We start from the raw sequence: 24,761 nt of genomic DNA, 5'->3' as shown, positions 1-24,761 counted from the left end.
TCAGCGAGGTGGCATTATAGAGATTGCGATCACATTGGCAAGCCCTTTTTCTCGTTTTTTTTGATTTTTTTATCGTTTGGGTGTTTTTTATTCTAAAAGGCGAATTTTCACTACTATTCTACCTCCATACACCCTGTAATCGCCCTGAATAAGGAAAAAAGATGAGCTCAATGAGAAGCTACAAAGGTATAAAGCCTGAACTTGGTGAGCGTGTTTACGTTGACCCAACCTCTGTTTTAGTCGGTGATATCCGAATTGGCGATGATTCTAGCATTTGGCCATTGGTAGCAGCGCGAGGCGATGTAAACCACATTCACATTGGTGATCGAACGAATATTCAAGATGGCAGTGTTTTGCATGTCACCCATAAGAACGCCGAAAACCCAAACGGCTACCCATTGATTATTGGTAATGACGTTACGATTGGCCACAAAGTGATGCTGCACGGTTGTCAGATCCACGATCGTGTTTTGGTTGGTATGGGAGCTATTGTTTTAGATGCTGTTGTAATTGAGTCAGAGGTGATGATCGGAGCAGGCAGTTTAGTGCCACCTGGGAAAGTATTAGAAAGTGGCTACTTATATGTTGGAAGCCCAGTAAAGCAAGCTCGCCCTCTATCAGAAAAAGAACGAGCTTTCTTGCAAAAGTCTGCCAACAACTATGTGCAGAACAAAAACGACTACTTAAATGAAGTAAAAGACTTGAACTAAAGCCCTGTTAACCGATGATGATATGGCCTTCTTCGTTGAAGGCTTCATCTTCTATTAGCTCTTCAGCCATTTCTTCTAGGTCGAATCGGTAGCCAGTAAACACTTTAATTGCCGCTTGCTCAGTTTCAATCAGTGAACCACTGAGCTTTTCTAGCTTTTGTTTCGTCACAAAGCACTCTATTAGTGCGCCTGATTGTTGCGCCGAAAAGTTTACCGATTGTGATACTTCATCCCATGATTGAATATCTGGGAATAAGATGGATTGATTCATCGCTTATTGACCTTCAAGGTTCTTTCTTAGTTCTCTGAGAACTTGTTTAGCACCAGGACGTAAGCCACGCCAAAGCATAAAGCTTTCCGCAGCCTGCCCAACTAACATTCCAAGACCATCATACGCATGAGCGGCGCCATTCTCTTTTGCCCATAAGTTAAAGCTCGTCACCCCTTTGCCATAAATCATGTCATAGCTTGTACTGTTAGCGGCAAAGATGGAGGATGAAATAGTCGGTAGTTCACCACTAAGAGAAGCGGATGTGGAGTTAATGATGACATCATACTCTTCATCAATACTTGCCATCTCTTTGGCGCGGATAGGACCGTGAGAGGCAAACAGCTCTGCAAGCTCCTGTGCTTTACTAAAGGTACGGTTGGTAATGGTTAAAGAGGTCGGCTTTTGATCGAGTAGTGGCTTAATAACACCACGAGCTGCACCACCAGCGCCAATAATTAGGATTCGCGCGCCTTCCAATACAACCTGATGCTGAAGCAGATCTTGCACTAAACCTGCACCATCAGTGTTGTCACCGATGATTTCACCATCGTCTAACTTCTTGAGGGTATTTACCGCGCCTGCTAACTGAGCCCGTTCTGTCAATCGACTAGCAAATTGATAAGCATCTTCTTTAAATGGCATAGTGATGTTGCACCCCTTGCCACCTTCAGCAAAAAACACCTTCGCCGCGTCAATAAAACCATCAACAGGTGCACTTTCTGCGGTGTACACCAAAGATTGATTAGTTTGACGAGCAAACAAGGTGTGAATGAATGGCGACTTACTGTGTCCGATAGGATTACCAAACACGGCATAGCGATCGATTTGCTGGGTCATTTCCTTACCTTTGTTCCTTACTTAGATATAGAGAAAACAGGGCCACCTGATTACAGATGACCCTATCACTATCTATCTATATAGAAAAGGAGATTCCGTGCTTACCACTCTCGGGGCGTTAGGTATCGCTCGTAAAGTTCAGCTTCTGGCGATCCCGCTTCTGGCTCGTAGCAGTACTCCCAGCGAGCGAGCGGCGGCATTGACATCAGAATCGACTCAGTACGCCCACCACTTTGTAAACCAAATAAGGTGCCACGGTCATACACTAAGTTGAACTCTACGTAACGGCCGCGACGATATAGTTGGAATTCACGCTCACGCTCACCATACTCGATCTCTTTACGACGAGAAACGATCGGCAAATAAGCCTGGCAATAGCCTTCACCGACTGCTTTGATGTAAGCAAAACACTTATCAAATTCCCACTGGTTTAGATCATCAAAGAACAAACCGCCAACACCGCGAGTTTCATTACGATGTGGTAGGAAGAAATATTTGTCACACCATGCCTTATGCTCTTGGTAAACATCGTCACCAAATGGTGCACAAAGCTGTTTTGCAGTGTCGTGCCATGATTGGCAATCTTCTTCAAATGGGTAGAACGGCGTTAGGTCAAAACCACCACCAAACCACCAAATTGGGTCTTCGCCATCTTTTTCTGCAATAAAGAAGCGGACATTGGCGTGTGAAGTCGGTACGTAAGGGTTTTTAGGGTGAATAACCAAAGAAACACCCATCGCTTCAAAACGACGACCCGCTAGCTCTGGGCGATGCGCTGTCGCAGATGCTGGCATTTCTTTCCCTTCCACATGCGAGAAATTCACGCCTCCCTGCTCGAAAACAAGGCCATCACGCAAAACACGTGAGCGACCACCGCCACCCAGACGCTCTCCTTTTTCACGTTGCCATGCATCTTCGACAAAGACGGCCTTTCCATCTTCTTGTTCTAACTGCTGACAAATGGAATCCTGAAGTGACATCAAGAACTGCTTTACGGCGTGCTTATCGATCGCTGACATACGTTATTACCTATTACGTGAAACCTAATGATGGCTGGCTAGCAGGGTTAACCCTGTCTTAATATTTGTGAAGTTTTGGCGTCACGAATCTCGCTGGGTTTATCACGACCGCTGGTCTCGCCACGAAGAATGGCGACCAGCTTATCACCCAACTGCTCTTCGACTTCTTCCGTGGTCATACACGGTGGTAAGCCGGAAAGGTTCGCGCTGGTAGAGGTTAACGGCTTTCCGAATGCATTACACATTTTTTGCACCAAAGGATGATCAGTCACACGAACCGCAATTGAATCAAACTGCCCTGAAACCCAGTTGGATACTTTATCGCTCGCTGGCATGATCCAAGTGTATGGGCCTGGCCAAGTGGCATGAACAGTCTGTAATTGTTCTTCAGTCAACTGAGATTCATCAATATAAGGCAAGAGCTGATCATAACTTGCCGCGATGAGAATCAGCCCTTTTTCTACCGGACGCTGCTTGAGCTCTAATAGCTTTTGAATTGCTTCTGGGTTATCTGGATCACATCCGACACCAAAAACCCCTTCTGTTGGATAGGCAATCACTTCGCCTTGCTTGAGTGCGTTGAGCACTTGTTCAAAGTTATCCACCGATTACTTCCTATTTGTTTGACTGTGTTGTTTTCACTAAGTGTACAAATATTCATTCTCAGACACTAAAGCAATTTTTTTATAAAATGTATCAATAGCGCCAACAACAAGACGCAAACGTTTGCTTGAGATAAAAATCCCCGTATAATGCGCACAAATTTATAGCTCACCTAATTTTTGCAGCTTAAAGGAGTTTGAGATGAAAGTCGGTATCATCATGGGTTCTAAATCCGATTGGCCAACCATGAAACTAGCAGCGGACATGCTAGACCAATTTGGCGTGCCTTACGAAACAAAAGTCGTGTCAGCACACCGAACTCCTCAATTACTGGCTGACTACGCCAGTGGCGCAAAAGAACGCGGCATCAAAGTTATCATCGCAGGCGCAGGTGGTGCAGCCCACCTACCAGGTATGGCGGCGGCGTTTACTAGTTTGCCTGTGCTTGGGGTTCCCGTTCAGTCTCGTGCACTGAAAGGTATGGATTCACTGCTTTCTATTGTACAGATGCCAAAGGGAATTGCGGTTGGTACATTGGCGATTGGCGAAGCGGGCGCAGCAAACGCCGGTATCCTAGCAGCGCAAATCCTAGGCACTCATGATGAAAACATCATGGCGAAGGTAGAAGCATTCCGTAATGAGCAAACGGAAACAGTTCTCGCAAATCCAAACCCTGCAGAGGATTAATCAGATGCATGTACTGGTTCTTGGTGCGGGTCAGTTGGCTCGTATGATGTCTCTGGCTGGTGCGCCACTGAATATTCAAATTTCAGCTTACGATGTCAGCAGCGGTGATGTCGTTCACCCTTTAACTCAACAGGTACTTGGCCATGGCTTGGAAAATGCGATTACGCAAGTTGATGTGATTACTGCCGAGTTCGAGCATATTCCACATGACGTGCTCAAAGTTTGCGAAGCGAGCGGCAAGTTCCTACCAAGTACGCAAGCCATCAAAGCAGGTGGTGATCGCCGTATTGAAAAAGCACTGCTTGATGATGCCGGCGTGCGCAACGCGAAATACTACGTCATTGAAACTCGTGAAGACTTTGAGCGCGCAATTGAACACGTTGGTATGCCAATGGTTCTGAAAAGTGCATTAGGTGGTTACGATGGTAAAGGCCAATGGCGCTTAAAAGAAGCTTCTCAAGTCGACGACATTTGGACTGAGATGGCAGAGTGCATCGCGGCAACACCAACTCAAGCGATTGTTGCTGAAGAGTTTGTTCCTTTTAACCGCGAAGTATCACTGGTTGGTGCTCGAAGCAAAGATGGCAGTGTGGAAGTGTATCCTCTGGCAGAGAACGTCCACACCAACGGTGTATTGAGTCTTTCTACTGCGATTGATGCGCCAGGGTTACAGGAACAAGCAAAGCAAATGTTCACGGCAGTCGCAGATAGCCTAGATTACGTTGGCGTATTAGCGCTTGAGTTCTTTGATGTCGATGGGGCACTTTTAGTGAATGAGATTGCTCCACGCGTGCACAACTCTGGTCACTGGACACAGCAAGGTGCAGAAACGTGTCAGTTTGAAAACCATCTGCGCGCAGTGTGCGGCTTACCATTAGGCAGTACGAAATTGGTTCGTGAAACCTCAATGATTAATATTCTTGGTGAAGACACACTACCAGAAGCATTGTTATTAATGGATGGTTGCCACCTTCATTGGTATGGCAAAGAGAAACGTGCAGGTCGCAAGATGGGACACATCAACGTGTGTGGCGACTACCCAGGAGAATTGCACCGTAGGTTGTGCGCTCTGGCAGACATCTTAGACCCAATAGCTTTCCCAGCCGTGCAAGCGTTCGCTAAACAGCCTCAACACTAACGTTTGGCAGCAAAAAAATAAAAAAAGGGTCGCACGATGCGACCCTTTTTAATTCCTTTGATGTATTTACCCTTGTTGGGTGTGCTGGCACTTACGGTTGGCACATTGCAATTTCACACCACTGGCGAGTTTCTTCTCCACCAACAAAGTAAAACCACATTCTTCGCATCGCCCCTTGACCGGAGCAAGGTTCACAGCAAATTTGCATTTAGGGTAGTTATCACACGCGTAGAAGGTTTTGCCAAATCGGGTTTTACGCTCAACCAAATGTCCTTTGCCACATTCAGGGCAAGCGTGTTGCTCTTGTGACTGCGCCTCTGGCTCTGGTTGATTAATCGACTCAATATGATGACAAGCCGGGTAATGGCTACAACCAACGAACATACCGTAGCGCCCTTGGCGGAGAACCAACTCATTGCCACACTCAGGACAAGGCACACCCAACTCTTTCACGATGTGACCATCATTGCTGTGTAGCGGTTTAATGTAATCACAGCTTGGGTAATGGTTACAGCCGAGAAATGGGCCATGTTTTCCGTGCTTGAGAGTCAGCTCACCACCACATTTTGGACACGGCTCGTGCTCCAAAGCGTGTTCATGGGCAGAGAAAAGGGTGTTGTCGATTTTACTACTCATACTTACCGTTTCGTGAAAAACACACAAAAAGACAAGCTCGCGTTTATTCTGGCTAAACTCGAACTTGCCCAGATGGTTAGTGAAGAATCCCTTGTTCCTTGGTGTACAACAGCTCTTCCATTAGCGTGTAAGCGTTTTCGTTGCCAGGCACATTAAACAGCACCATCAGAATGATCCATTTGAGGTCTTCAAGCTCAAACTCACTCGTTTCTAATCCCATCACTCGGTCAATCACCATTTCGCGAGTTTCTGTGGTTAACACATTGATTTGCTCGAGAAACAATAGAAATCCTCGGCATTCCAAATCTAAACGCTGCATCTCTTTCGCTGTGTAGATACGAGTTGATGACGAAGCCATGCAAGTCGAGATTGCAGAAGAGGTGTCACTTTGCTGCAATGCGGCAAGCTCTTCTAACCAGACAAGGGCTTTGTAGATATCTTTTTGTTGGAAGCCAGCACGAAGCAACTCTTCTTCCAACTCGTCTTGTTCGACCTGTAACTCTGCATCGCTATGGATGTAGGTTTCGAATAGATACATCAGTATATCCATCATCATAGCTAGCCCCTCCCCTTTCGAATATAGCCACCTGAAACCGCAACGACATGCCCAGAGAGTTCTAACTCTAAGAGCTGCATCATGACTTCTTGGACAGGTATATTGGTCCTGTTTGCAAGAATATCAACCGGTGTAGCTTCACTTCCTACGTTAGCTAACAGCTGAGGAAATGGCAATTCTTCTTCATCATTTAACGTAGAAAATAAATCGGTACTCTGATTAATAGACCAATCAAGCAAGGACTGTATTTCATCTAAGACATCTTTCGTCTTTTCTACGAGGCAAGCGCCATGACGTATCAACTGGTTTCCACCGCAGGCATTGGGGGCATTGATTGACGCTGGCAGCGCAAATACTTCTCGACCTTGCTCAAGCGCGTAACGAGCTGTAATTAACGAGCCGCTCTTTTTCGCCGCCTCGACGACCAGTACACCAAGCGATAATCCACTAATAATACGATTACGACGCGGGAAGTTTTCTGGGCGCGGCTTGGCATTAGGCCGAAACTCAGACACCAAAGCCCCATGTTCAATAACACGTTGCGCTAAACCACGATGACGTGCCGGATAAATATTTTCTAAGCCAGATCCTAGCACCGCAATCGTCTTACCACCCGCTTGCAACGCACCATCATGCGCATGACCATCAATGCCTAAAGCGAGACCACTGGTGACAATAAAATCGTGCTGAACAAACTCTGCAGCAAACTGACGTGCATGCTGTAATCCATCAATACTCGCATTTCGACTGCCAACCATCGCGATTTGTGGCTGAGAAAGACAAGTAGGGTTTCCTTGAACAAAAAGTAGAGGTGGCGGTGCAACGATTTGTTTGAGTTGAGGTGGATAACGCGGGTCAGTCAGTGTCAGGATATGATGGTTTGTAGAAGCCTCAAGCCAGCTTAAACAAGCATCGACTTCTTTATCTGTTGAAGCCCAAGCTTGAATTTGCTTAGTTGTTAACCCAAGTTGTTGTAGCTGTTCAGGAGAGAAGTTTACGATGTTACGTGGCGTGTCTCTTGCCAGTAGCTTATTCATTTTGACGCCGCCAATGCCTGGTAAACAACTCAGTTTTAACCAGGCAGCGAGATCATCGTTATTTCGTCGATTCATCGATGGTTAATTCGTCCGCCAACGGTGACACCACCGAAATATCTTGGTTAATGGGTTTCGTACTGTTAGTGATCAGTGCCAAGCTAAAGTACTCATAAGGACGAATGACCAGCAACTCACCAACTTTGCTTTGAGGCAAAGTGATTTTCTTATCAAGCACGCCAAACTCTTTCTTGAACTCATCGCCGTCTTTGTAAACTGGGTGCGCGTCTTCTTTTAAATCAAACACACTGCCTTGCTTGAGATTGTCTGACGTGCCTTTATCAATCACCACGACTTGGTTAGTTGAACTAAAGCGAATACCTTCGATATTACCTAGCAACTTTGCAGAACTGCCTTGTGGCGACGGCAGCGGATAGAACGTAGTCGTGAAGTCAGTATTCTCAACCGATTGATTTGGCAACGCGATATCGTTACGTAGGATTTCTTGCATTTGCGATGTAAGCTTCAAACCTGAATAATCACTCGAAGCTTCAACGAGCTCGCCTTTGGCAATCAAACGCAGCGCGGTAATCTCTTCGGACACATCGTCACGCGAAAAGGTAGCTACTGGTCGGTAAATAGCCCAACCTGTCGCGGTCTGATTGCCATTGATATACAGCACATCTTCTGCAGTCAGATACTTACTGCCTTTGCTGCTACCCATCACTTTTGCTGCTCTGTTCAACGAATCTTTATCTAGCAACCGATCCGATTTGAGGTAAGGCATCACCAAACCTTCCGCGACCGTTGGTAGGGCTTTCTTTTCTGTGATGCGAGCTTTCGGGCTCAGCTTCTTAACCGGTTTTAGGCTCAACACGGGCTGACCGTTAATCCACACCAAAGACAGCTTGTCTCCAGGATAAATTAAATGAGGGTTGTCGATTTCCGGGTTTACTTGCCATAAACGAGGCCACAACCACGGGCTATCCAAGTACATGGCCGAAATATCCCATAGCGTATCGCCCTTCACGACTACATACGTTTGTGGCGCATCATCTTTAACTGTCAGTGGGTTCGCATCCACATTTGCTACAGCGTTGAAAGAGAAAAGTAACGGCAACGTAACACTGGCAACGTTGCGGAAAATTCGATTCATGACCCTCGTCCTTGGTCTATTAAGCAGGAACCAGAATGGAAATTGGTGCAAGGATGCTGTCATTTAGGCTATAAAATGTCTAGAATTGAGCCAACAAGGTTTGTGCTGTTTCGGCACAGTTCAATATTTCGAGTGAATATGTCTGTATTACAAGTATTAACATTCCCGGATGATCGCCTGCGCACAGTCGCAAAGCCTGTTGAAGCGGTGACACCTGAGATTCAAAAAATCGTCGATGACATGATTGAAACCATGTACGACGAAGAAGGTATTGGCCTTGCTGCAACGCAGGTTGATATCCACAAACGTATCGTAGTGATTGATATTTCAGAAACTCGCGATGAGCCGATGGTGCTAATCAACCCTGAGATTCTGGAAAAGCGTGGCGAAGATGGCATCGAAGAAGGCTGTCTGTCGGTACCAGGTGCGCGCGCACTTGTGCCTCGCGCTGCAGAAGTTACCGTTAAAGCACTGGATCGTGATGGCAAAGAGTTCACCTTTGAAGCCGACGACCTGCTAGCGATTTGTGTTCAACACGAGCTTGATCACCTACAAGGTAAGCTATTCGTGGATTACCTATCACCACTGAAACGCAAACGCATTCAGGACAAGCTAGCAAAAATCAAACGCTTTAACGAGAAGCAGCAAAACGCTTAATCTCGAACCATACCAATTAGAAGGAAGCCTACCTTGAGTCAGTCTTTACGTATTGTCTTTGCAGGTACTCCGGATTTCGCCGCCCGTCACTTGGCGGCGTTGTTGTCTTCGGAGCATGAAGTCATCGCGGTTTACACAAACCCAGATCGTCCAGCGGGTCGTGGCAAGAAATTGGCTGCGCCACCGGTAAAACAACTGGCGCTGGAACACAACATCCCGGTTTACCAACCTGAAAGCTTTAAGTCCGACGAAGCGAAACAAGAACTTGCCGATCTGAACGCCGATCTCATGGTTGTCGTTGCGTACGGTATGCTGCTGCCACAAGCGGTTCTTGATACCCCTAAACTGGGTTGTATCAACGTACATGGTTCTATCCTACCTCGTTGGCGTGGTGCGGCTCCAATCCAACGCTCTATTTGGGCGGGCGATGCAGAAACTGGCGTAACCATCATGCAGATGGACATCGGTCTCGACACTGGTGATATGCTGAAGATTGCAACTCTGCCAATCGAAGCGACAGATACCAGCGCTTCAATGTACGAAAAATTGGCTGAGCTTGGTCCAGAAGCCCTGATTGACTGCCTAGCAGACATTGCTGCGGGTAAAGCAGTGCCAGTGAAGCAAGACGATGAGCTAGCGAACTATGCGAAAAAACTCAGCAAAGAAGAAGCACGCATCAACTGGAACGACGATGCGGCGCACATTGAGCGCTGCGTTCGTGCATTTAACCCATGGCCAATGAGCCACTTTGAGGCGGCAGAAAACAGCATCAAGGTATGGCAAAGCCGTGTGGCAGAGCAAACCAGTGACAAGCCAGCCGGCACCATCGTGCAAGCAGATAAAACCGGTATCTATGTTGCGACAGGCAACGGCATACTGGTGCTAGAGCAACTGCAAGTTCCTGGCAAAAAAGCCATGTCAGTTCAGGATATTCTGAATTCGCGTGCGGCTTGGTTTGAAGTGGGCACTCTGCTAGTTTAAGCCATACTAGGGGTTATTATCCCCAATTATACGAACTTTTAGAGGGCAGAGATGCCCTCCTTTACTTTAAGGTACTCATCATGAATGTTCGCGCTGCGGCTGCTAACGTCCTGTATCTTGTCGTCGACAAGGGCCACTCACTTTCAAGCGCTCTTCCAGCGGCTCAACAAACGGTACGACCTCGTGACCACGCTCTGTTACAAGAGATCTGTTACGGTGCGCTACGTTACCTACCTCGCCTAGAAATGATCGCAAACCAATTGATGGATAAGCCGCTAAAAGGCAAACAACGTGTATTCCATCACCTAATTCTGGTTGGTATTTACCAACTGAGCTTCATGCGTATTCCTGCGCACGCAGCAGTCGGTGAAACGGTTGAAGGCACTAAAGAGCTGAAAGGTCCTCGTCTGCGTGGTTTGATTAACGCGGTATTGCGTAACTACCAGCGCAACCAAGAAGAACTCGACCAAATGGCCGTCAGCAACAACGCTGGCAAGTACGGTCACCCAAGCTGGTTACTAAAACTGCTGCAAGAGGCCTACCCAAAGCAATGGGAAAGTATTGTTGAAGCGAACAACCAAAAAGCACCAATGTGGCTGCGTGTGAACCATCAACACCACACTCGTGATGAATACCTTGCGCTGCTCAAAAATGAAAACATTGATAGCACGCCACACACAGAAGCAATGGACGCCATAAAATTGGCCGCACCATGTGACGTGATGAAGCTACCTGGTTTTGATAAAGGTTGGGTTTCGGTACAAGATGCGGCGGCGCAGCTTTCGATCAACTACCTAAAACCACAAGACGGCGAACGGATTTTAGATTGCTGTGCTGCGCCAGGTGGCAAGACTGCGCACATTCTAGAGCGCACGTCGGGCAGTGAAGTGGTCGCGATTGACTGCGACGACACACGCTTGAAACGTGTGCATGAAAACCTGAAGCGTCTCAACCTTCAGGCAAAAGTGGTTTGCGGTGATGCGCGTAATCCACAAGAATGGTGGCAAGGCGAGCAATTTGATCGCATTTTGCTGGATGCCCCATGTTCTGCGACTGGCGTGATTCGTCGTCACCCAGACATCAAATGGCTACGTCGTGCAGACGACATCGCCGCATTAGCAGAGCTGCAAAGTGAAATTTTTGATGCCATGTGGACGCAACTGAAGCCCGGCGGCACCATGGTTTACGCGACTTGTTCAATCATACCGCAAGAAAACGTGGAGCAAGTAAAAGCGTTTTTAGCACGTACCGCGGATGCGCAACTGCTGGATTCTGATCCCGACCAGCCTGGTCGTCAAATTCTACCAGGCGAAGAAGATATGGATGGTTTCTACTACGCAGTGCTAACTAAGACACACGCGTAACAGCATGCTAAATAGGGCGATTGAAGTGATTTCAATCGCCTTTTTCAGATACGAGAAAAGAGTATGAAGATCATTATTCTTGGTGCAGGTCAGGTTGGCGGCACACTGGCAGAAAACCTAGTGGGTGAAAACAACGACATCACCATCGTCGACAATAATGCCGACCGACTGCGTGAATTGCAGGACAAATACGACCTACGTGTGGTCAATGGCCATGCGAGCCATCCAGACGTGCTACACGAAGCTGGCGCGCAAGACGCCGATATGCTCGTCGCAGTAACCAACACTGATGAAACCAACATGGCCGCCTGTCAGGTCGCGTTCACTCTATTCAATACCCCAAACCGCGTTGCGCGTATTCGCTCTCCAGAATACTTGGCAGAAAAAGAAGCCCTGTTTAAATCTGGCGCTATTCCTGTTGATCACCTTATCGCACCAGAAGAACTCGTCACGAGCTACATCGAACGTCTGATCCAATACCCAGGCGCGCTGCAAGTGGTGAGTTTTGCTGAACAGAAAGTCAGCCTAGTGGCGGTGAAAGCTTACTATGGTGGCCCGTTGGTGGGTAACGCGCTGTCTGCTTTGCGTGAGCACATGCCGCACATCGATACCCGTGTGGCGGCGATTTTCCGTCAAGGCCGTCCGATTCGCCCACAAGGTACCACCATTATTGAAGCCGACGATGAAGTGTTCTTCGTTGCAGCAAGTAATCATATTCGCTCAGTGATGAGTGAGCTTCAGCGCCTAGAAAAACCGTACCGCCGCATCATGATTGTTGGAGGTGGTAACATTGGCGCAAGCTTGGCAAAACGCCTAGAGCAAACTTACAGCGTGAAGCTGATTGAGCGTAACTACCAGCGTGCAGAAAAGCTCTCTGAGCAACTAGAAAACACCATCGTGTTCTGCGGTGATGCGGCAGACCAAGAGCTTCTCTCGGAAGAGAACATCGACCAAGTCGACGTCTTCATCGCGCTGACCAACGAAGATGAAACCAACATCATGTCTGCAATGTTGGCAAAACGCATGGGCGCTAAAAAAGTGATGGTGCTGATCCAACGTGGCGCTTATGTAGACCTGGTACAAGGCGGCGTAATTGATGTAGCAATCTCACCTCAGCAAGCCACTATTTCAGCCTTGCTAACGCACGTTCGTCGCGCTGATATCGTAAACGTATCCTCACTTCGCCGCGGCGCTGCGGAAGCGATTGAAGCCGTCGCTCACGGTGATGAAAGTACATCTAAAGTGGTTGGACGTGCGATTGGAGATATAAAGCTTCCACCTGGGACCACCATTGGTGCTATCGTTCGTGGCGAAGAAGTTCTTATTGCCCACGACCGTACGGTCATCGAGCAGGATGACCATGTGGTGATGTTCCTGGTCAACAAAAAATACGTATCAGACGTCGAAGCGCTATTCCAGCCGAGTCCATTCTTCCTCTAGGATTTTCCTATGGTCAACTTACGTCCCGTACTGTTTGTTATCGGGCTGGTTTTATCCAAACTGGCCCTGTTTATGTACGTGCCGACTTTGGTCGCTTTCTTTACCGGTACGGGGGGGTTCCTCGATTTCGCCCAAGCCGTTGTGATCACGCACCTTGCCGCCTTCATCTGCCTAACGATAGGTCGAACCGCCAAGTTCAAACTCAGCGTACGCGATATGTTCCTCATCACCAGTTTGGTTTGGACCATCGCGAGTGCGTTTGCCGCCTTGCCATTTGTGTTTATCAACCACATCAGCTTCACCGACGCCTACTTCGAAACGATGTCGGGTATCACCACGACGGGCTCAACGGTGCTCAGTGGCCTAGACAACATGGCGCCGAGCATCTTGCTGTGGCGCTCTATTTTACAGTGGCTTGGTGGCATTGGTTTTATCGTGATGGCGGTAGCAGTGTTACCTATGCTGAATGTCGGTGGTATGAAGCTATTCCAAACCGAATCATCAGATTGGTCGGATAAAAGTAGTCCAAGAGCGAAAACGGTCGCCAAAAACATCGTAGCGGTTTATTTGATGCTAACAGGCTTATGTATTTTGGGCTACTTGGTCACCGGCATGAACCTGTTCGAAGCAATCAACCATGCCTTTACTACGCTATCGACGGGTGGATACTCTACATCTGATGGGTCAATGAACCACTTCTCTAATGGCGCACATTGGGTGGCCACTACCTTTATGTTCTTAGGTGGTTTGCCGTTTTTGCTCTTTATCGCCGCATTACGTAAACGCCGTATTGATGTGTTGGTTAACGACGCTCAAGTTAGAGGATTTGCGTACCTGTTCGTATTCTCTAGCTTAGTGATTTCAGCTTGGCTAGTGATTCGAGGTGGGTACACCATTTTGGATGCCCTGCGAGTGTCGATGTTTAATATTGTCTCTGTCGTCACCACAACTGGCTTTGGCTTAGAAGACTTCACCGCATGGGGCGCATTACCCACTACTCTTTTCGCATTCTTAATGATGGCGGGAGCATGCTCAGGATCAACGTCTGGAGGGATCAAAATCTTCCGCTTCCAAATTGCAATGACGCTGCTAAACAAACAAATGATGAAGTTGATTCACCCTTCTGGGGTGTTTGTACAGCGTTATAACCAGCGACCGGTGAATGATGATATTGTTCGCTCAGTGGTGGCATTTGGCTTGATGTTTTTTATCACCATTATCTTTATCGCGGGTTGTTTAAGTGCTCTTGGCCTCGACCCTGTGACCAGTATTTCTGGCTCAATCACCGCCGTTGCCAATGTTGGCCCTGGTATGGGCAGTGTGATTGGCCCAACAGGCAACTTCGCGCCTCTGCCCGATACTGCCAAATGGCTCTTAAGCTTTGGGATGTTAATGGGCCGCTTGGAAATTCTGACTATTCTTGTACTGTTCTTTCCTGCGTTTTGGCGCCGCTAAGCAGACTCTAATTAAAAGGTATAACAATGAAAACATGGATTACTCTGGCGACCCTACTTGCCGCCTCATCCACATACGCCGCCGAGGTCATCACTTTAGCCGATGGTCGAGAAGTGAAGTTGAACGATGACTTTACCTGGGAATACGTCATGAAAAAACCGGCGCAGCAAGCGACGGAGACACAAACAACAGCAAGCGTAGTTGAAACAATCGCAGCTCCTGCGATTGCGACAATTCCAGTGGTAACGAAAACCGTTGGCACGACCGTGGTGGTAAACGCCAAAAAGCCAACCATGCAGCTATCAGATTCAGGTGTGGATGTATTGATTGGTTCAGCAAGCTATCAAAGCGGTGAGCTTGTTTTACCTACATCAATCACCAACCAAAGCTCTCAATCTGTCATTCAAGTGGAAGTTGAGGTGCAAGTGTTTGATATGTCTGGTCAGCAACTGGCAAAAGAAAACGTGACTGTTTGGCAATCCATCAAGCGCATGGCGGATACCTACCTGCGACCACAGCAAGCGGAACAAGGTAAGAGCATTAAATTGGCTGTACCGCAATCACAGCAATACCAGTTTTCTGCCAAAGTGCTAGAGGTAAAAACTCGCTAATACGTGTTTAATATTCTTTGTTGAGCCTATCGGCTAGATAGGCTCAACAAAGTAATAAATCGCAAAGAAATGGCACACGCAGCCAGCCAAAACAAAGCCGTGCCAGATCGCATGGTTAAAGGGAATGCGCTTCGCAACGTAGAAAATCACCCCCAGTGAATACACAATTCCACCAGCGGCAAGCAGTGTAAGTCCGCCGACATCCAAGTTAATAGCTAATTGATAAATCACAATCAACGATAACCATCCCATCACCAAATACGTCATCAAAGAAAGCTTTTTAAATCGATAGACGAACGCAACTTTCATGATGATGCCGATCAACGCAATGCTCCAAATAACGATCATCAACCCAAATGCTAGAGGTGTTCTTAAGCTGACTAACAAGAAAGGGGTATAGCTGCCTGCTATCAAAAGATAAATAGCACAATGGTCGAAGGTTTTTAGCCAACGTTTCGCTTTGGGATGAGGGATCGCATGATAGAGCGTCGAGGCCAAAAATAGCACGATAATACTCGCACCATAAATCGCCATACTGGTAAGCGTTAAAGTGTCAGCTTGATGGTCTATGGCTTTAACTAACAGCAGTATCAAGCCAACAATACCAAAAATCATCCCTATACCGTGGGTGATGGTATTGGCCAGTTCTTCACGTTGACTGTATTGAGGTTTCTGCAGCTCGGGCATCAATGCGCCTATACTAGAGTTTGAAATTTGCTCTAGTATGGCACATTAGGCTTACACGTGTAAGCTTAAATTAAGACTCATGAACGGCAGTAGTTTGATCGAGATAATTGAGTACCAGTTCGCCAACTTGATCTGGCTTAGTCGTGGCAGGAATGGTCAGCTCTCGCTTGAGTTTGCCACTACCCAGTAAGCTCGCGAGCATGCCACCTTGCCCCTTGCGTGTGCGGTCAACTTCAAACCACAACTTGAGCTCTTGCTCACTGCGGTGGGCAACAAATTCTAATTCGCGCCACACGCCGTGGTAAGGTCCGTCGGTTGGCACCAGTTCAAACTCTTGCACAAATGGTAGATCGAATCCTTTCACTTCCTCGCATTCCACCTGGCGAATTCGTAAACCTTGCGCTTCAAATGCAGATAGTACCGCATCCATCAGTGGATCAGGTCGAACGGTGAGGATGTCTTTATCAGTCGGATCCAAAGCAGCGGCAACGTCTAAGCCGGTTTCTAACCATACTTTGGCATCACCAATGGTGACAGGCGTGTTCCAAGGCACATCGAGCTTAACATCGAAGGTACGCTCTTCGCCGGAATGGATGGTAAATGCGTAAGGGAGACTCCACTTAGCAAGCACATGAGTTTGAGGTACTCGGCGCATGCTGTGTCCTTCTCGCGCACCACGGTCATCAGGGGCTTCTGCGATGTAGCGGCAACAGAGTTTTAAATCAATGTTGTCGATCGCTTGTTCAGTCGCACCACCATATACATGGATCGACACATCCACACTTTGACCTGGGTATAGCACGTCTTGGTTTAAGATTGAGTCGACCTTCGCGCTCCCAATCCCAAAACTGGCAAGTGTCTTCTTCAAAAATGACATAGGCACCTCCTTCATCGAGATCTCATACTACTACTGCTGATCGTGGGATCAAACAAAAATTGCCTCGAACATCGCGACAAAATGACAAAATCTAAACAATTCAATTGCTCAACTATCGACCAATTATTACAAGGATGCTAATCTTACACTTGATATGCATGCATATCGGTATTCCTGACTCATTAACTGGATTGGCGAGAGCCAGAAGAGTGATTCTTCAATCTTGTTGGAGCCTAGCTCATAATGATTCAGGCCATTACATCGGCAATGGATATGCCTGACAGTTAGGTAAATTAATGCGCCCAACAACAGTCAGGTTCGCACACACTAATACTAGTGCAATGCGCCGCCGCAGTGGCTTTACTACTGCACCAAAGGCAAAGCAAGTTGCGCCAGCAATGACATTGGTTGAGAAGACAGCAATGATGTCGAGTGTTCCGGCCAAAGTTATCAAAGCAGCTTAATCAAAAGCGCGGCGCCAGCTGCGCTTTTTTCTTTGCACGCAACTCATAAAACTTCAAAGACTTAGAACAAACCACGGTGAAAGAGATCGTTTTTCCTATTTGGTCTTAGCAAAGCAATTTGGTACCTTTACTGCTAATTACACCTATAAATTCTGTGGAGAAAGAAATGAAGTGTCATCGCATTGAAGAGCTGCTTGAGCTACTAGAGCCTGAATGGCATAAAGATCAAGAGCTGAACCTCTTGCAGTTCATCGTTAAGCTGGCAAAAGAAGCAGGCTATGAAGGAAAGCTAGAAGATCTGACCGACGATGTACTGATCTACCACCTTAAAATGCGTAATAGCAGCAAAGATGAAATGATCCCTGGACTCAAAAAAGACCAAGAGGACGATTTTAAAACGGCGATCCTACGCGCTCGTGGCATCATCAAATAACCAGCTCAACAGCCAGTATTCTTTAAGCGACTCTCTCTATGAGTCGCTTTTTTATAACCAAAGTTTTTAGTCCCACAATTGGTTATAACTGTTCAGCCAATTATCAGGTTAACTGTACTGATTTTTGTTGTTAAACATTGACTGCGTTAAAGAAACGGAATTGTTATTGATTGTATAATCGCCGTTCATCAGTATTTACTAAAATAATTATGTTCGGTCATCTTTATGACGGAACGAGCAGCAATGTCATCGAGCGACATCAATAGAAATGACGCCGTACATTATAAAAGCCTAAGAAGGATGAGTGCATGAGTCAGGACAAGATCGATATCAAAGATGTGACTCCTAAAACCTATAATCCCAAAACCCATAAAGGAAACGGGGATCGGTTCAACCCAAGTAATCGCATCTATGTACGCGAAAGCAAAGGGACTTACCAGAAACTGCGTCGTTACGGTGGTTGGTTCTTACTGCTTCTCTTCGCTTTGATACCGTGGATCCCTTACGGTGAACGTCAAGCGATCTTGCTTGATATTGGCAACCAGCAGTTCAACTTTTTCGGTACCACCCTGTACCCACAAGATCTTACCCTACTCGCCTTGCTGTTTGTGATCGCGGCGTTTGGGTTGTTCTTTATTACCACCTTCTTGGGTCGGGTTTGGTGTGGCTATCTCTGCCCACAAACCGTCTGGACCTTCATGTATATCTGGTTTGAAGAGAAGCTCGAAGGTAGTGCCAATAAACGCCGCAAACAAGACTCCAATAAGCTGACGGCGAATTTAGCGATGCGTAAAACCGTCAAACATATAGCTTGGTTTGCCATTGCACTCGCCACTGGTTTTACTTTTGTTGGCTATTTCGTACCAATGAAGCAATTGGTTATCGACTTTTTCACCTTTAACGCCAACTTCTGGCCCGTCTTTTGGGTAATGTTCTTTGCCATTTGTACTTATGGTAATGCTGGTTGGATGCGTTCCATCATGTGTATTCACATGTGTCCTTACGCGCGCTTCCAGTCTGCCATGTTTGATAAAGACACCTTCATCGTTGGCTACGATGCAAAACGTGGGGAAAAACGTGGCCCACGTCCGCGTAAAGCCGATCCAAAGCAGCTTGGTTTGGGTGATTGTATTGATTGTGATTTGTGTGTGCAGGTGTGCCCAACAGGTATCGATATTCGTGACGGCTTGCAGTATGAATGTATCAACTGTGGCGCCTGTATTGATGCGTGTGACAACACCATGGATCGCATGGGCTACGAGAAAGGCCTAATTAGTTACACTACCGAGCATCGCTTATCGGGTAAGAGTACCAAAGTCATGCGTCCGAAGCTGCTAGGCTATGGTGCCGTACTACTCGTCATGGTCGGTCTTTTCTTTGCCCAAATTGCAGCGGTAGACCCAGCCGGCATGAGTGTTATTCGCGACCGTAACCAACTGTTCCGCGTTAATAGCTCGGGAGAAGTAGAAAACACCTACACCCTCAAAGTGATCAACAAAACTCAGCAAGTGCAAGAGTACTCGTTGGATGTTGAAGGGCTATCCGATGTAAGCTGGTATGGTAAGCAGACAATTCAGGTCCAGCCAGGTGAGGTATTAAACCTGCCAATGAGTCTTGGTGCCGATCCTGACAAGCTAAACTCTGCGATTACGACAATTCAGTTTATACTCACCGATAAGAGCAACGAATTCACTATTGAAGTAGAAAGCCGTTTTATTAAAAAACTATAGCGCTACTTCAGTGACTAACGGAAAAAGGCTCAGTAATGAGCCTTTTTGTTTATATGTCCCAAAGTATGTTTAACTTTGACGCCCTTACCCCAGACTTTATGTGGTACGCGTTAGAAAGCATCGGCGTTCGCGCAGAATCAGGCTTTCTTCCCCTCAATAGCTACGAAAACCGTGTTTATCAATTCACTGACGAAGAGCGTCGTCGTTATGTCGTCAAGTTTTACCGTCCTGAACGTTGGAGCAATGAACAGATCCAAGAGGAGCACGACTTTACTTTAGAGCTGATTGGCAATGAGATCCCCGTCGCACCACCTGTGCGCATCAACGGTGAAACCCTGCATCACTATCAAGGCTATGCTTTTGCGCTGTTTGATAGCGTGGGTGGTCGCCAATACGAGGTTGACAATTTAGATCAGCTCGAAGGTGTAGGGCGTTTCCTTGGCCGAATCCATAAAGTCGGCAGCCGCCAAGCCTTCCAACATCGCCCTACGATCGGCTTACAAGAATACCTGTATCAACCAAGAGAGATTCTGCAAAACGCCAATATGATTCCAATGCACTTGGAGAACAGCTTCTTCAATGACTTGGATATGCTGATCAAATCAATTGAAAGCCACTGGCAAGAAGGCTTCAATATGATTCGTTTACATGGCGATTGCCACCCAGGCAATATTTTGTGGCGAGATGGCCCTATGTTTGTTGATTTGGATGACGCTCGTAACGGCCCTGCAGTACAAGACTTATGGATGCTACTGAACGGTGAACGCCAAGACAAACTGATGCAGTTGGATATTGTTTTAGAGGCTTACCAAGAGTTTTGCGACTTTAATCCTGCAGAATTGAAACTAATCGAGCCACTTCGCGGTCTACGAATGGTGCACTATATGGCATGGCTAGCAAAACGTTGGCATGACCCTGCATTTCCTCTCGCTTTTCCATGGTTTAATGAGCCAAAATACTGGGAAGGTCAGGTCCTTGCATTTAAAGAGCAGATCGCCGCTTTAGAAGAAGCACCGCTGTCTTTAATGCCTCAATGGTAAGTCAGGCCAAAAATTCAAAAATGGAGATATTTCGATGAAAAAACTGTTCGCACTGTTTTCTATGCTGATGTTAAGCCTGTCGGCACATGCAGCGCAATTCAAAGAAGGTGAACATTACAAAGTATTGGATCTTGAGGCATCAAAAAAACCTCTTGTGACGGAGTTTTTCTCTTTCTACTGCCCGCACTGTAATAGCTTTGAACCAGTTATCCAGCAACTGAAAAAGCAGTTGCCAGAAGGTACTAAGCTATTAAAAAACCACGTTTCTTTCATGGGTGGCAACATGGGCCCATCAATGAGCAAAGCCTACGCAACGATGGTTGCACTAAAAGTGGAAGACAAAATGGTGCCAGTGATGTTTAACCGCATCCACAATCTAAAGAAAGCACCACGTAATGATGAAGAACTTCGTCAAATCTTCCTTGATGAAGGTGTAGATGCGAAAAAATTCGATTCTGCATTCAAAGGCTTCGCGGTTGATTCAATGGTTCGCCGTATGGACAAGCAATTTGAAAACAGCGGTCTAACCGGCGTTCCTGCGGTTATCGTTAACAACAAATACCTAGTTCAAGCACAAAGCATCAAAACGATGGATGAGTACTTCTCTCTGGTGAACTACTTGCTGACACTAAAATAAGCACATCGATATCAATCAAAAGGGGAGCACGTCGCTCCCCTTTTGTTTACTTGTAAATCTCTTGTAGTAACCGATCTTTTTCTTGCCACACATCACTCAGCCATTGCTGAAATTGCCGCTTATAGGGCTTATCGTTGAAGTAATCACCGAGCACTCGTTCATCAACGGGTAACACATTTACACGCACAACCACCTTGCTCATGCGGCCCATCAATAAATCCTTGAACGGTTTATGCGTATTTTCTGGGTACGCCAACGTAACGTCGATAATGCTCTCGAACTGTTCCCCCATCGCCGCTAACGTGTACGCAATCCCGCCCGATTTTGGTTGCAGCAAATATTGATAGTTTGCTTTACTCTTACGCTGCTTTTCTTCGGTAAATCGGGTTCCTTCGACATAGTTAACCACTGTGGTTGGAGTGTGTTTGAATTTAGCGCACGAGCGACGTGTCGTCTCTAAATCTTGACCTCGCTTATGAGGATTGCGGATCAGATACTCTCGCGAATAGCGACGCATAAATGGCATATCGAGCGCCCAACACGCCATCCCGATGAAAGGCACATACAGCAGTTGTTGCTTGAGGAAAAACTTCGGCATGGGAATACGGTCTTTAAACACGCAGCAAAGCACAACAATATCTGTCCAACTGAGATGATTACTGATCAGCAGATACCACCCGTCTTTTTTAAGCGCTTCACCGCCCTGAACATCCCACTCAACACGGTTAGATACCGCCAGAATGCACGCATTAACGGTAGCCCATAACCACATCACCTTATTGGCACAAACGGTCGCTAGTGCTTTTAGCTTTACGCCAGGAAGCAATATTTTAAATACAGCGATAACACAAATTGCGAGTGAACAAACCGCAGAATTGAGAATCACAAAAGAAGCGTTAAAAAAAAATAACAAATATGCCAACATGATAGTCAAACAACAGTGATAATGTGTGAAGAATAAAACAGCGTGTAATTATACTGCGCCTTTGCCACATTGGAACATGCGTGGAAATGGTCAGATTTGTTACCGCAACCAATATGTGCACCACTCATTCGACAACAAGGAGATAACGAATGAAACCAAGGCTACTTCTCTTGCCTTTGGCCTTTGTCGTCAGTTCTGCTCAGGCTCAACTCGCTGAAACCGCAGGTTTTGGCGGTGAAATTTCGCTGAATGCCGGATTCATATCATCAGAATCCAATTTCAATACAGAAAATAGTAACACCATCGATTCTCTCGATAAGCGTGCCGATAGTGACAGTTCCGTTATCGCTGCACCGCTAGGGAGTGTGACATACACCTTTGGTAGCCGACTCAACCACCAAGTTTACGCCGGTACCACACGCTCAGATGTCGCGGTAGGTACACTCGCTTTTCAGTTGGGCTATCAACACGAGCTACAATCTGGCACCGTGCTCGATGTTTCCTATCTGCCGACGGTACTCAAAGGCGAAACTTGGCGCAACCCTTATCAAGTAGGAACCGCACGTAAAGAGACGGATGTTGACGGCAATGCGTATCGCTTTCAGATCAAAGGGTTAATAGATAAGAACTTCAACCTTGATCTTGCTTATGCTGATAAAGACATCGAGCAGGAGGAAGTGACAGACCGCTCACTTGCTCGCGATGCTAACCTTTACTATGTCAAAGGCGACTATCGCATTCCACTCAACCAAACGTCTATGTTGCAACCCGCTTTCACCTACATCAATCAAGATGCCGACGGTAAGGCGGAATCATTTGATTCGTACGGGTTTGACATCAGCTGGTTTAAATTTATCAACCGCCATCGATTGGCCCTCACCGCGGGTTATGCATGGAAAGACTATCAAGCCGCTAGCCAAACTTTTGCTAAAACACGAAATGACGACACCATCAGCCTATTTGCGGCCTACGAATATCAAAACGTATTTGACTGGCAAGACTGGTCGTTCATTTCTTTAGCCGGCTATAGCCAAACTGACTCGAATATCACGTTTTATGAGGAGAAAGAGTACCTATTGTCGCTTGGTCTCAACTACACCTTCTAACGCCCTTCATCGCAACAAGGTGCTTACAACACTTGTTGCGATGACACTTTGCTGTCTATACCGCTTGCGCCGTAAGCTGTTTCAGCAAACGGTCCATCGCTCGATACCCAAGTGCCTCAGCCAAGTGCGTTCGTTCAATTTGCTCCGCCCCATCCAGATCGGCGATTGTTCGCGCCACTTTGATAATACGATGATATGCACGAATCGAGAGTCCTAAACGATGCAAAGCGGTCTCAAGAAACTCAGCATCACTCTTATGCAAGGGACAAAACGCCTCAATTTCTCGACTACCTAGCAGTGCATTGACCTTACCACTGCGGTTTAGCATATTGTTACGCGCATGGCTCACACGCGCTTTTACGATAGCAGTCGGCTCACCGCGATCACCTCCTTCTGCTAATGTCCCTTTGGGCAAAGCTGGGATTTCTAAAGACATATCAAAGCGATCTAACAGTGGTCCAGATAATCGACCAAGGTAGCGCAAAATAGCTTGTGGATTAGTGCGCGCTTGATTGCCTTCGTAATATCCTGTCGGGCTTGGGTTCAATGCTCCAACTAATTGGAAACGAGCCGGAAAGCGTGTTTTACCTTGCGCTCGAGAGATAATGATCTCGCCAGATTCGAGCGGTTCGCGTAACGAGTCCAGAACTTTACGATCAAATTCGGGCATTTCATCGAGAAACAATAACCCGTTGTGGGCTAAAGAGATCTCCCCTGGTCTGGGTACCGAACCACCGCCGACTAATGCCGCCATTGAACTTGAATGATGCGGAGAACGAAACGGACGCGACTTCCAGTTATGCTCATTAATTTCACTCTGAGTCAACGATGCCACCGAAGCGGTTTCCATTGCTTCTTCGTCACTCATTTCCGGTAATAAGTCACACAAACGCGAAGCCAACATCGTTTTTCCAGTACCTGGCGGGCCAAGGAAAAGTAAGTTGTGGTTTCCAGCGGCAGCAATCTCCAGTGCTCGCTTACCTTGTTGTTGGCCAATAATATCTTGTAAGTCTCGACCATGTTTTTCGATCGTTTTTCGCTTAGGCGTTTGAAAAAGATTCAGTCGATGTTGACCACAAAGCTCGGCACATACTTCCAGTAATGATTGGGCCGATTTATGTTGTTCCTTCCCCACCAGCGCCGCCTGATCGCCATTCACATGTGGGACGACCAAATGACGTTGAATCTTACTGGCTTCCAGCGCAGCAGGTAGCACACCTTTTACAGGTCTCAGACCACCAGATAGTGCTAACTCACCCACAAATTCGTAGTTTTTGAGCTTATCTGTCGCGATTTGCTCCGAAGCGGCCAAAATTCCCAATGCAATAGGAAGATCAAAACGTCCTCCCTCCTTGGGTAGATCTGCCGGAGCCAAGTTCACGGTGATCCGCTTAGCAGGAAATTGAAAGTTAGAATTAATGATCGCACTGCGTACGCGATCTTTGGACTCTTTTACCGTTGTCTCTGGCAAGCCTACTAAGGTAAACCCTGGCATGCCGTTGCTGATATGAACTTCTACACTAACCGATGGCGCTTGCACCCCGACGCTTGCTCGACTATGAATGATTGCCAGCCCCATACGTTCCTCAATTTTTTTGAACACTCTGTAAACAAATGTTTTATCTAGTTGGTTATGTTATATACCGCGTCCCAATTGAGAGTTAATGTGAAAAAAGAATGACTTTTTGCTTGTCATGCAGCGGAATT

Annotated in this window: 27 protein-coding genes; 15 read left to right on the top strand and 12 right to left on the bottom strand. The window is 46.8% G+C overall.

Annotated features, from left to right (window positions below):
• Positions 1-161: 161 nt before the first annotated feature.
• A complete protein-coding gene (locus tag R7E42_RS19175) occupies positions 162-710 on the top strand; it encodes a gamma carbonic anhydrase family protein (RefSeq protein ID WP_033906568.1) in 549 nt (182 codons plus the stop codon).
• Positions 711-717: 7 nt separating this feature from the next.
• Here the strand turns inward: R7E42_RS19175 and R7E42_RS19170 are convergent, their stop codons facing one another.
• The 4 genes from R7E42_RS19170 to R7E42_RS19155 form a co-directional block, all read right to left on the bottom strand.
• Positions 718-981: a DUF1488 domain-containing protein gene (locus R7E42_RS19170; RefSeq protein WP_238844197.1), complete on the bottom strand. Its 264-nt coding sequence runs from the start codon at positions 979-981 to the stop codon at positions 718-720.
• A gap of 3 nt (positions 982-984) precedes the next feature.
• Positions 985-1,818 (bottom strand): shikimate dehydrogenase, encoded by an 834-nt coding sequence (aroE, locus tag R7E42_RS19165; RefSeq protein ID WP_213886919.1) that lies wholly within the window; start codon positions 1,816-1,818, stop codon positions 985-987.
• 101 nt (positions 1,819-1,919) lie between these two features.
• Positions 1,920-2,837, bottom strand: a complete 918-nt coding sequence (gene hemF / locus R7E42_RS19160; RefSeq protein ID WP_047104448.1) for an oxygen-dependent coproporphyrinogen oxidase — start codon at positions 2,835-2,837, stop codon at positions 1,920-1,922.
• Positions 2,838-2,884: 47 nt separating this feature from the next.
• The gene (locus R7E42_RS19155; RefSeq protein ID WP_005379084.1) at positions 2,885-3,442 is read right to left on the bottom strand and encodes an L-threonylcarbamoyladenylate synthase; all 558 of its coding nucleotides are present in this window, start codon (positions 3,440-3,442) and stop codon (positions 2,885-2,887) included.
• Positions 3,443-3,641: 199 nt separating this feature from the next.
• On the opposite strand from R7E42_RS19155, the gene purE reads away from it, so the two are divergent.
• A complete protein-coding gene (gene purE, locus R7E42_RS19150; RefSeq protein WP_005379082.1) occupies positions 3,642-4,127 on the top strand; it encodes a 5-(carboxyamino)imidazole ribonucleotide mutase in 486 nt (161 codons plus the stop codon).
• Between the two features lie 4 nt (positions 4,128-4,131).
• On the top strand, positions 4,132-5,265 hold the full coding sequence (locus tag R7E42_RS19145; protein ID WP_054579450.1) for a 5-(carboxyamino)imidazole ribonucleotide synthase: 1,134 nt from the start codon (positions 4,132-4,134) through the stop codon (positions 5,263-5,265).
• Between the two features lie 66 nt (positions 5,266-5,331).
• Here the strand turns inward: R7E42_RS19145 and R7E42_RS19140 are convergent, their stop codons facing one another.
• From R7E42_RS19140 to R7E42_RS19125, 4 genes are all read right to left on the bottom strand, one after another.
• On the bottom strand, positions 5,332-5,901 hold the full coding sequence (locus R7E42_RS19140; protein ID WP_017821580.1) for a type I DNA topoisomerase: 570 nt from the start codon (positions 5,899-5,901) through the stop codon (positions 5,332-5,334).
• A gap of 76 nt (positions 5,902-5,977) precedes the next feature.
• Positions 5,978-6,457, bottom strand: a complete 480-nt coding sequence (locus tag R7E42_RS19135) for a DUF494 family protein (RefSeq protein ID WP_005379074.1) — start codon at positions 6,455-6,457, stop codon at positions 5,978-5,980.
• 2 nt (positions 6,458-6,459) lie between these two features.
• The gene (gene dprA, locus R7E42_RS19130; RefSeq protein ID WP_053350676.1) at positions 6,460-7,569 is read right to left on the bottom strand and encodes a DNA-processing protein DprA; all 1,110 of its coding nucleotides are present in this window, start codon (positions 7,567-7,569) and stop codon (positions 6,460-6,462) included.
• Entirely contained in the window at positions 7,553-8,647 is a 1,095-nt protein-coding gene (locus tag R7E42_RS19125) for a LysM peptidoglycan-binding domain-containing protein (RefSeq protein ID WP_239938709.1), read from the bottom strand. Before R7E42_RS19125 ends, dprA begins: the two co-directional genes overlap by 17 nt.
• A gap of 138 nt (positions 8,648-8,785) precedes the next feature.
• On the opposite strand from R7E42_RS19125, the gene def reads away from it, so the two are divergent.
• From def to R7E42_RS19095, 6 genes are all read left to right on the top strand, one after another.
• Complete coding sequence (def, locus tag R7E42_RS19120) at positions 8,786-9,304, top strand: peptide deformylase (protein ID WP_005379068.1); 519 nt, start codon at positions 8,786-8,788, stop codon at positions 9,302-9,304.
• Between the two features lie 33 nt (positions 9,305-9,337).
• Entirely contained in the window at positions 9,338-10,285 is a 948-nt protein-coding gene (fmt, locus tag R7E42_RS19115; RefSeq protein ID WP_064368874.1) for a methionyl-tRNA formyltransferase, read from the top strand.
• A gap of 80 nt (positions 10,286-10,365) precedes the next feature.
• Complete coding sequence (gene rsmB / locus R7E42_RS19110; RefSeq protein ID WP_213969047.1) at positions 10,366-11,649, top strand: 16S rRNA (cytosine(967)-C(5))-methyltransferase RsmB; 1,284 nt, start codon at positions 10,366-10,368, stop codon at positions 11,647-11,649.
• Between the two features lie 63 nt (positions 11,650-11,712).
• Positions 11,713-13,089 (top strand): Trk system potassium transporter TrkA, encoded by a 1,377-nt coding sequence (gene trkA / locus R7E42_RS19105; RefSeq protein ID WP_005379062.1) that lies wholly within the window; start codon positions 11,713-11,715, stop codon positions 13,087-13,089.
• 9 nt (positions 13,090-13,098) lie between these two features.
• Positions 13,099-14,544: a TrkH family potassium uptake protein gene (locus R7E42_RS19100; protein WP_318072921.1), complete on the top strand. Its 1,446-nt coding sequence runs from the start codon at positions 13,099-13,101 to the stop codon at positions 14,542-14,544.
• Between the two features lie 26 nt (positions 14,545-14,570).
• Complete coding sequence (locus R7E42_RS19095; RefSeq protein ID WP_054575337.1) at positions 14,571-15,155, top strand: DUF3157 family protein; 585 nt, start codon at positions 14,571-14,573, stop codon at positions 15,153-15,155.
• A 33-nt stretch (positions 15,156-15,188) separates the two neighbouring features.
• On the opposite strand, the gene trhA is transcribed toward R7E42_RS19095, so the two are convergent.
• Both trhA and R7E42_RS19085 read right to left on the bottom strand, forming a co-directional pair.
• Positions 15,189-15,842: a PAQR family membrane homeostasis protein TrhA gene (trhA, locus tag R7E42_RS19090; RefSeq protein ID WP_169629132.1), complete on the bottom strand. Its 654-nt coding sequence runs from the start codon at positions 15,840-15,842 to the stop codon at positions 15,189-15,191.
• A gap of 70 nt (positions 15,843-15,912) precedes the next feature.
• On the bottom strand, positions 15,913-16,719 hold the full coding sequence (locus R7E42_RS19085) for a sporulation protein (protein ID WP_005379045.1): 807 nt from the start codon (positions 16,717-16,719) through the stop codon (positions 15,913-15,915).
• Between the two features lie 296 nt (positions 16,720-17,015).
• Between R7E42_RS19085 and R7E42_RS19080 the strand changes: the two genes are divergently transcribed.
• From R7E42_RS19080 to R7E42_RS19060, 5 genes are all read left to right on the top strand, one after another.
• The gene (locus tag R7E42_RS19080) at positions 17,016-17,183 is read left to right on the top strand and encodes a hypothetical protein (RefSeq protein WP_005379043.1); all 168 of its coding nucleotides are present in this window, start codon (positions 17,016-17,018) and stop codon (positions 17,181-17,183) included.
• A 166-nt stretch (positions 17,184-17,349) separates the two neighbouring features.
• Positions 17,350-17,616, top strand: a complete 267-nt coding sequence (locus R7E42_RS19075) for a YihD family protein (protein ID WP_017821571.1) — start codon at positions 17,350-17,352, stop codon at positions 17,614-17,616.
• 308 nt (positions 17,617-17,924) lie between these two features.
• A complete protein-coding gene (gene ccoG, locus R7E42_RS19070; protein WP_033906581.1) occupies positions 17,925-19,346 on the top strand; it encodes a cytochrome c oxidase accessory protein CcoG in 1,422 nt (473 codons plus the stop codon).
• A gap of 53 nt (positions 19,347-19,399) precedes the next feature.
• Positions 19,400-20,386, top strand: a complete 987-nt coding sequence (locus R7E42_RS19065; RefSeq protein ID WP_005379037.1) for a serine/threonine protein kinase — start codon at positions 19,400-19,402, stop codon at positions 20,384-20,386.
• Between the two features lie 34 nt (positions 20,387-20,420).
• Positions 20,421-21,023 carry a thiol:disulfide interchange protein DsbA/DsbL gene (locus tag R7E42_RS19060; RefSeq protein WP_005379036.1) on the top strand — a complete coding sequence of 201 codons (603 nt, stop codon included), beginning with the start codon at positions 20,421-20,423 and terminating at the stop codon, positions 21,021-21,023.
• Positions 21,024-21,069: 46 nt separating this feature from the next.
• On the opposite strand, the gene R7E42_RS19055 is transcribed toward R7E42_RS19060, so the two are convergent.
• The gene (locus R7E42_RS19055; protein WP_086047109.1) at positions 21,070-21,948 is read right to left on the bottom strand and encodes an acyltransferase; all 879 of its coding nucleotides are present in this window, start codon (positions 21,946-21,948) and stop codon (positions 21,070-21,072) included.
• Between the two features lie 149 nt (positions 21,949-22,097).
• Between R7E42_RS19055 and R7E42_RS19050 the strand changes: the two genes are divergently transcribed.
• Entirely contained in the window at positions 22,098-23,054 is a 957-nt protein-coding gene (locus R7E42_RS19050; protein WP_005379034.1) for a DUF2860 domain-containing protein, read from the top strand.
• A 55-nt stretch (positions 23,055-23,109) separates the two neighbouring features.
• Here R7E42_RS19050 and R7E42_RS19045 read toward each other — a convergent pair whose 3' ends face one another.
• Positions 23,110-24,633, bottom strand: coding sequence for a YifB family Mg chelatase-like AAA ATPase (locus tag R7E42_RS19045; RefSeq protein WP_005383862.1), 1,524 nt, complete (start codon positions 24,631-24,633; stop codon positions 23,110-23,112).
• Positions 24,634-24,761: the final 128 nt, after the last annotated feature.

Origin of the sequence: Vibrio sp. Vb1337 (genome assembly GCF_033338715.1) — a bacterium.
GTDB lineage: Bacteria > Pseudomonadota > Gammaproteobacteria > Enterobacterales > Vibrionaceae > Vibrio > Vibrio alginolyticus.
The sequence above is the reverse complement of the archived record's forward strand: the minus strand, read 5'-3'. Positions and strand labels throughout refer to the sequence as shown.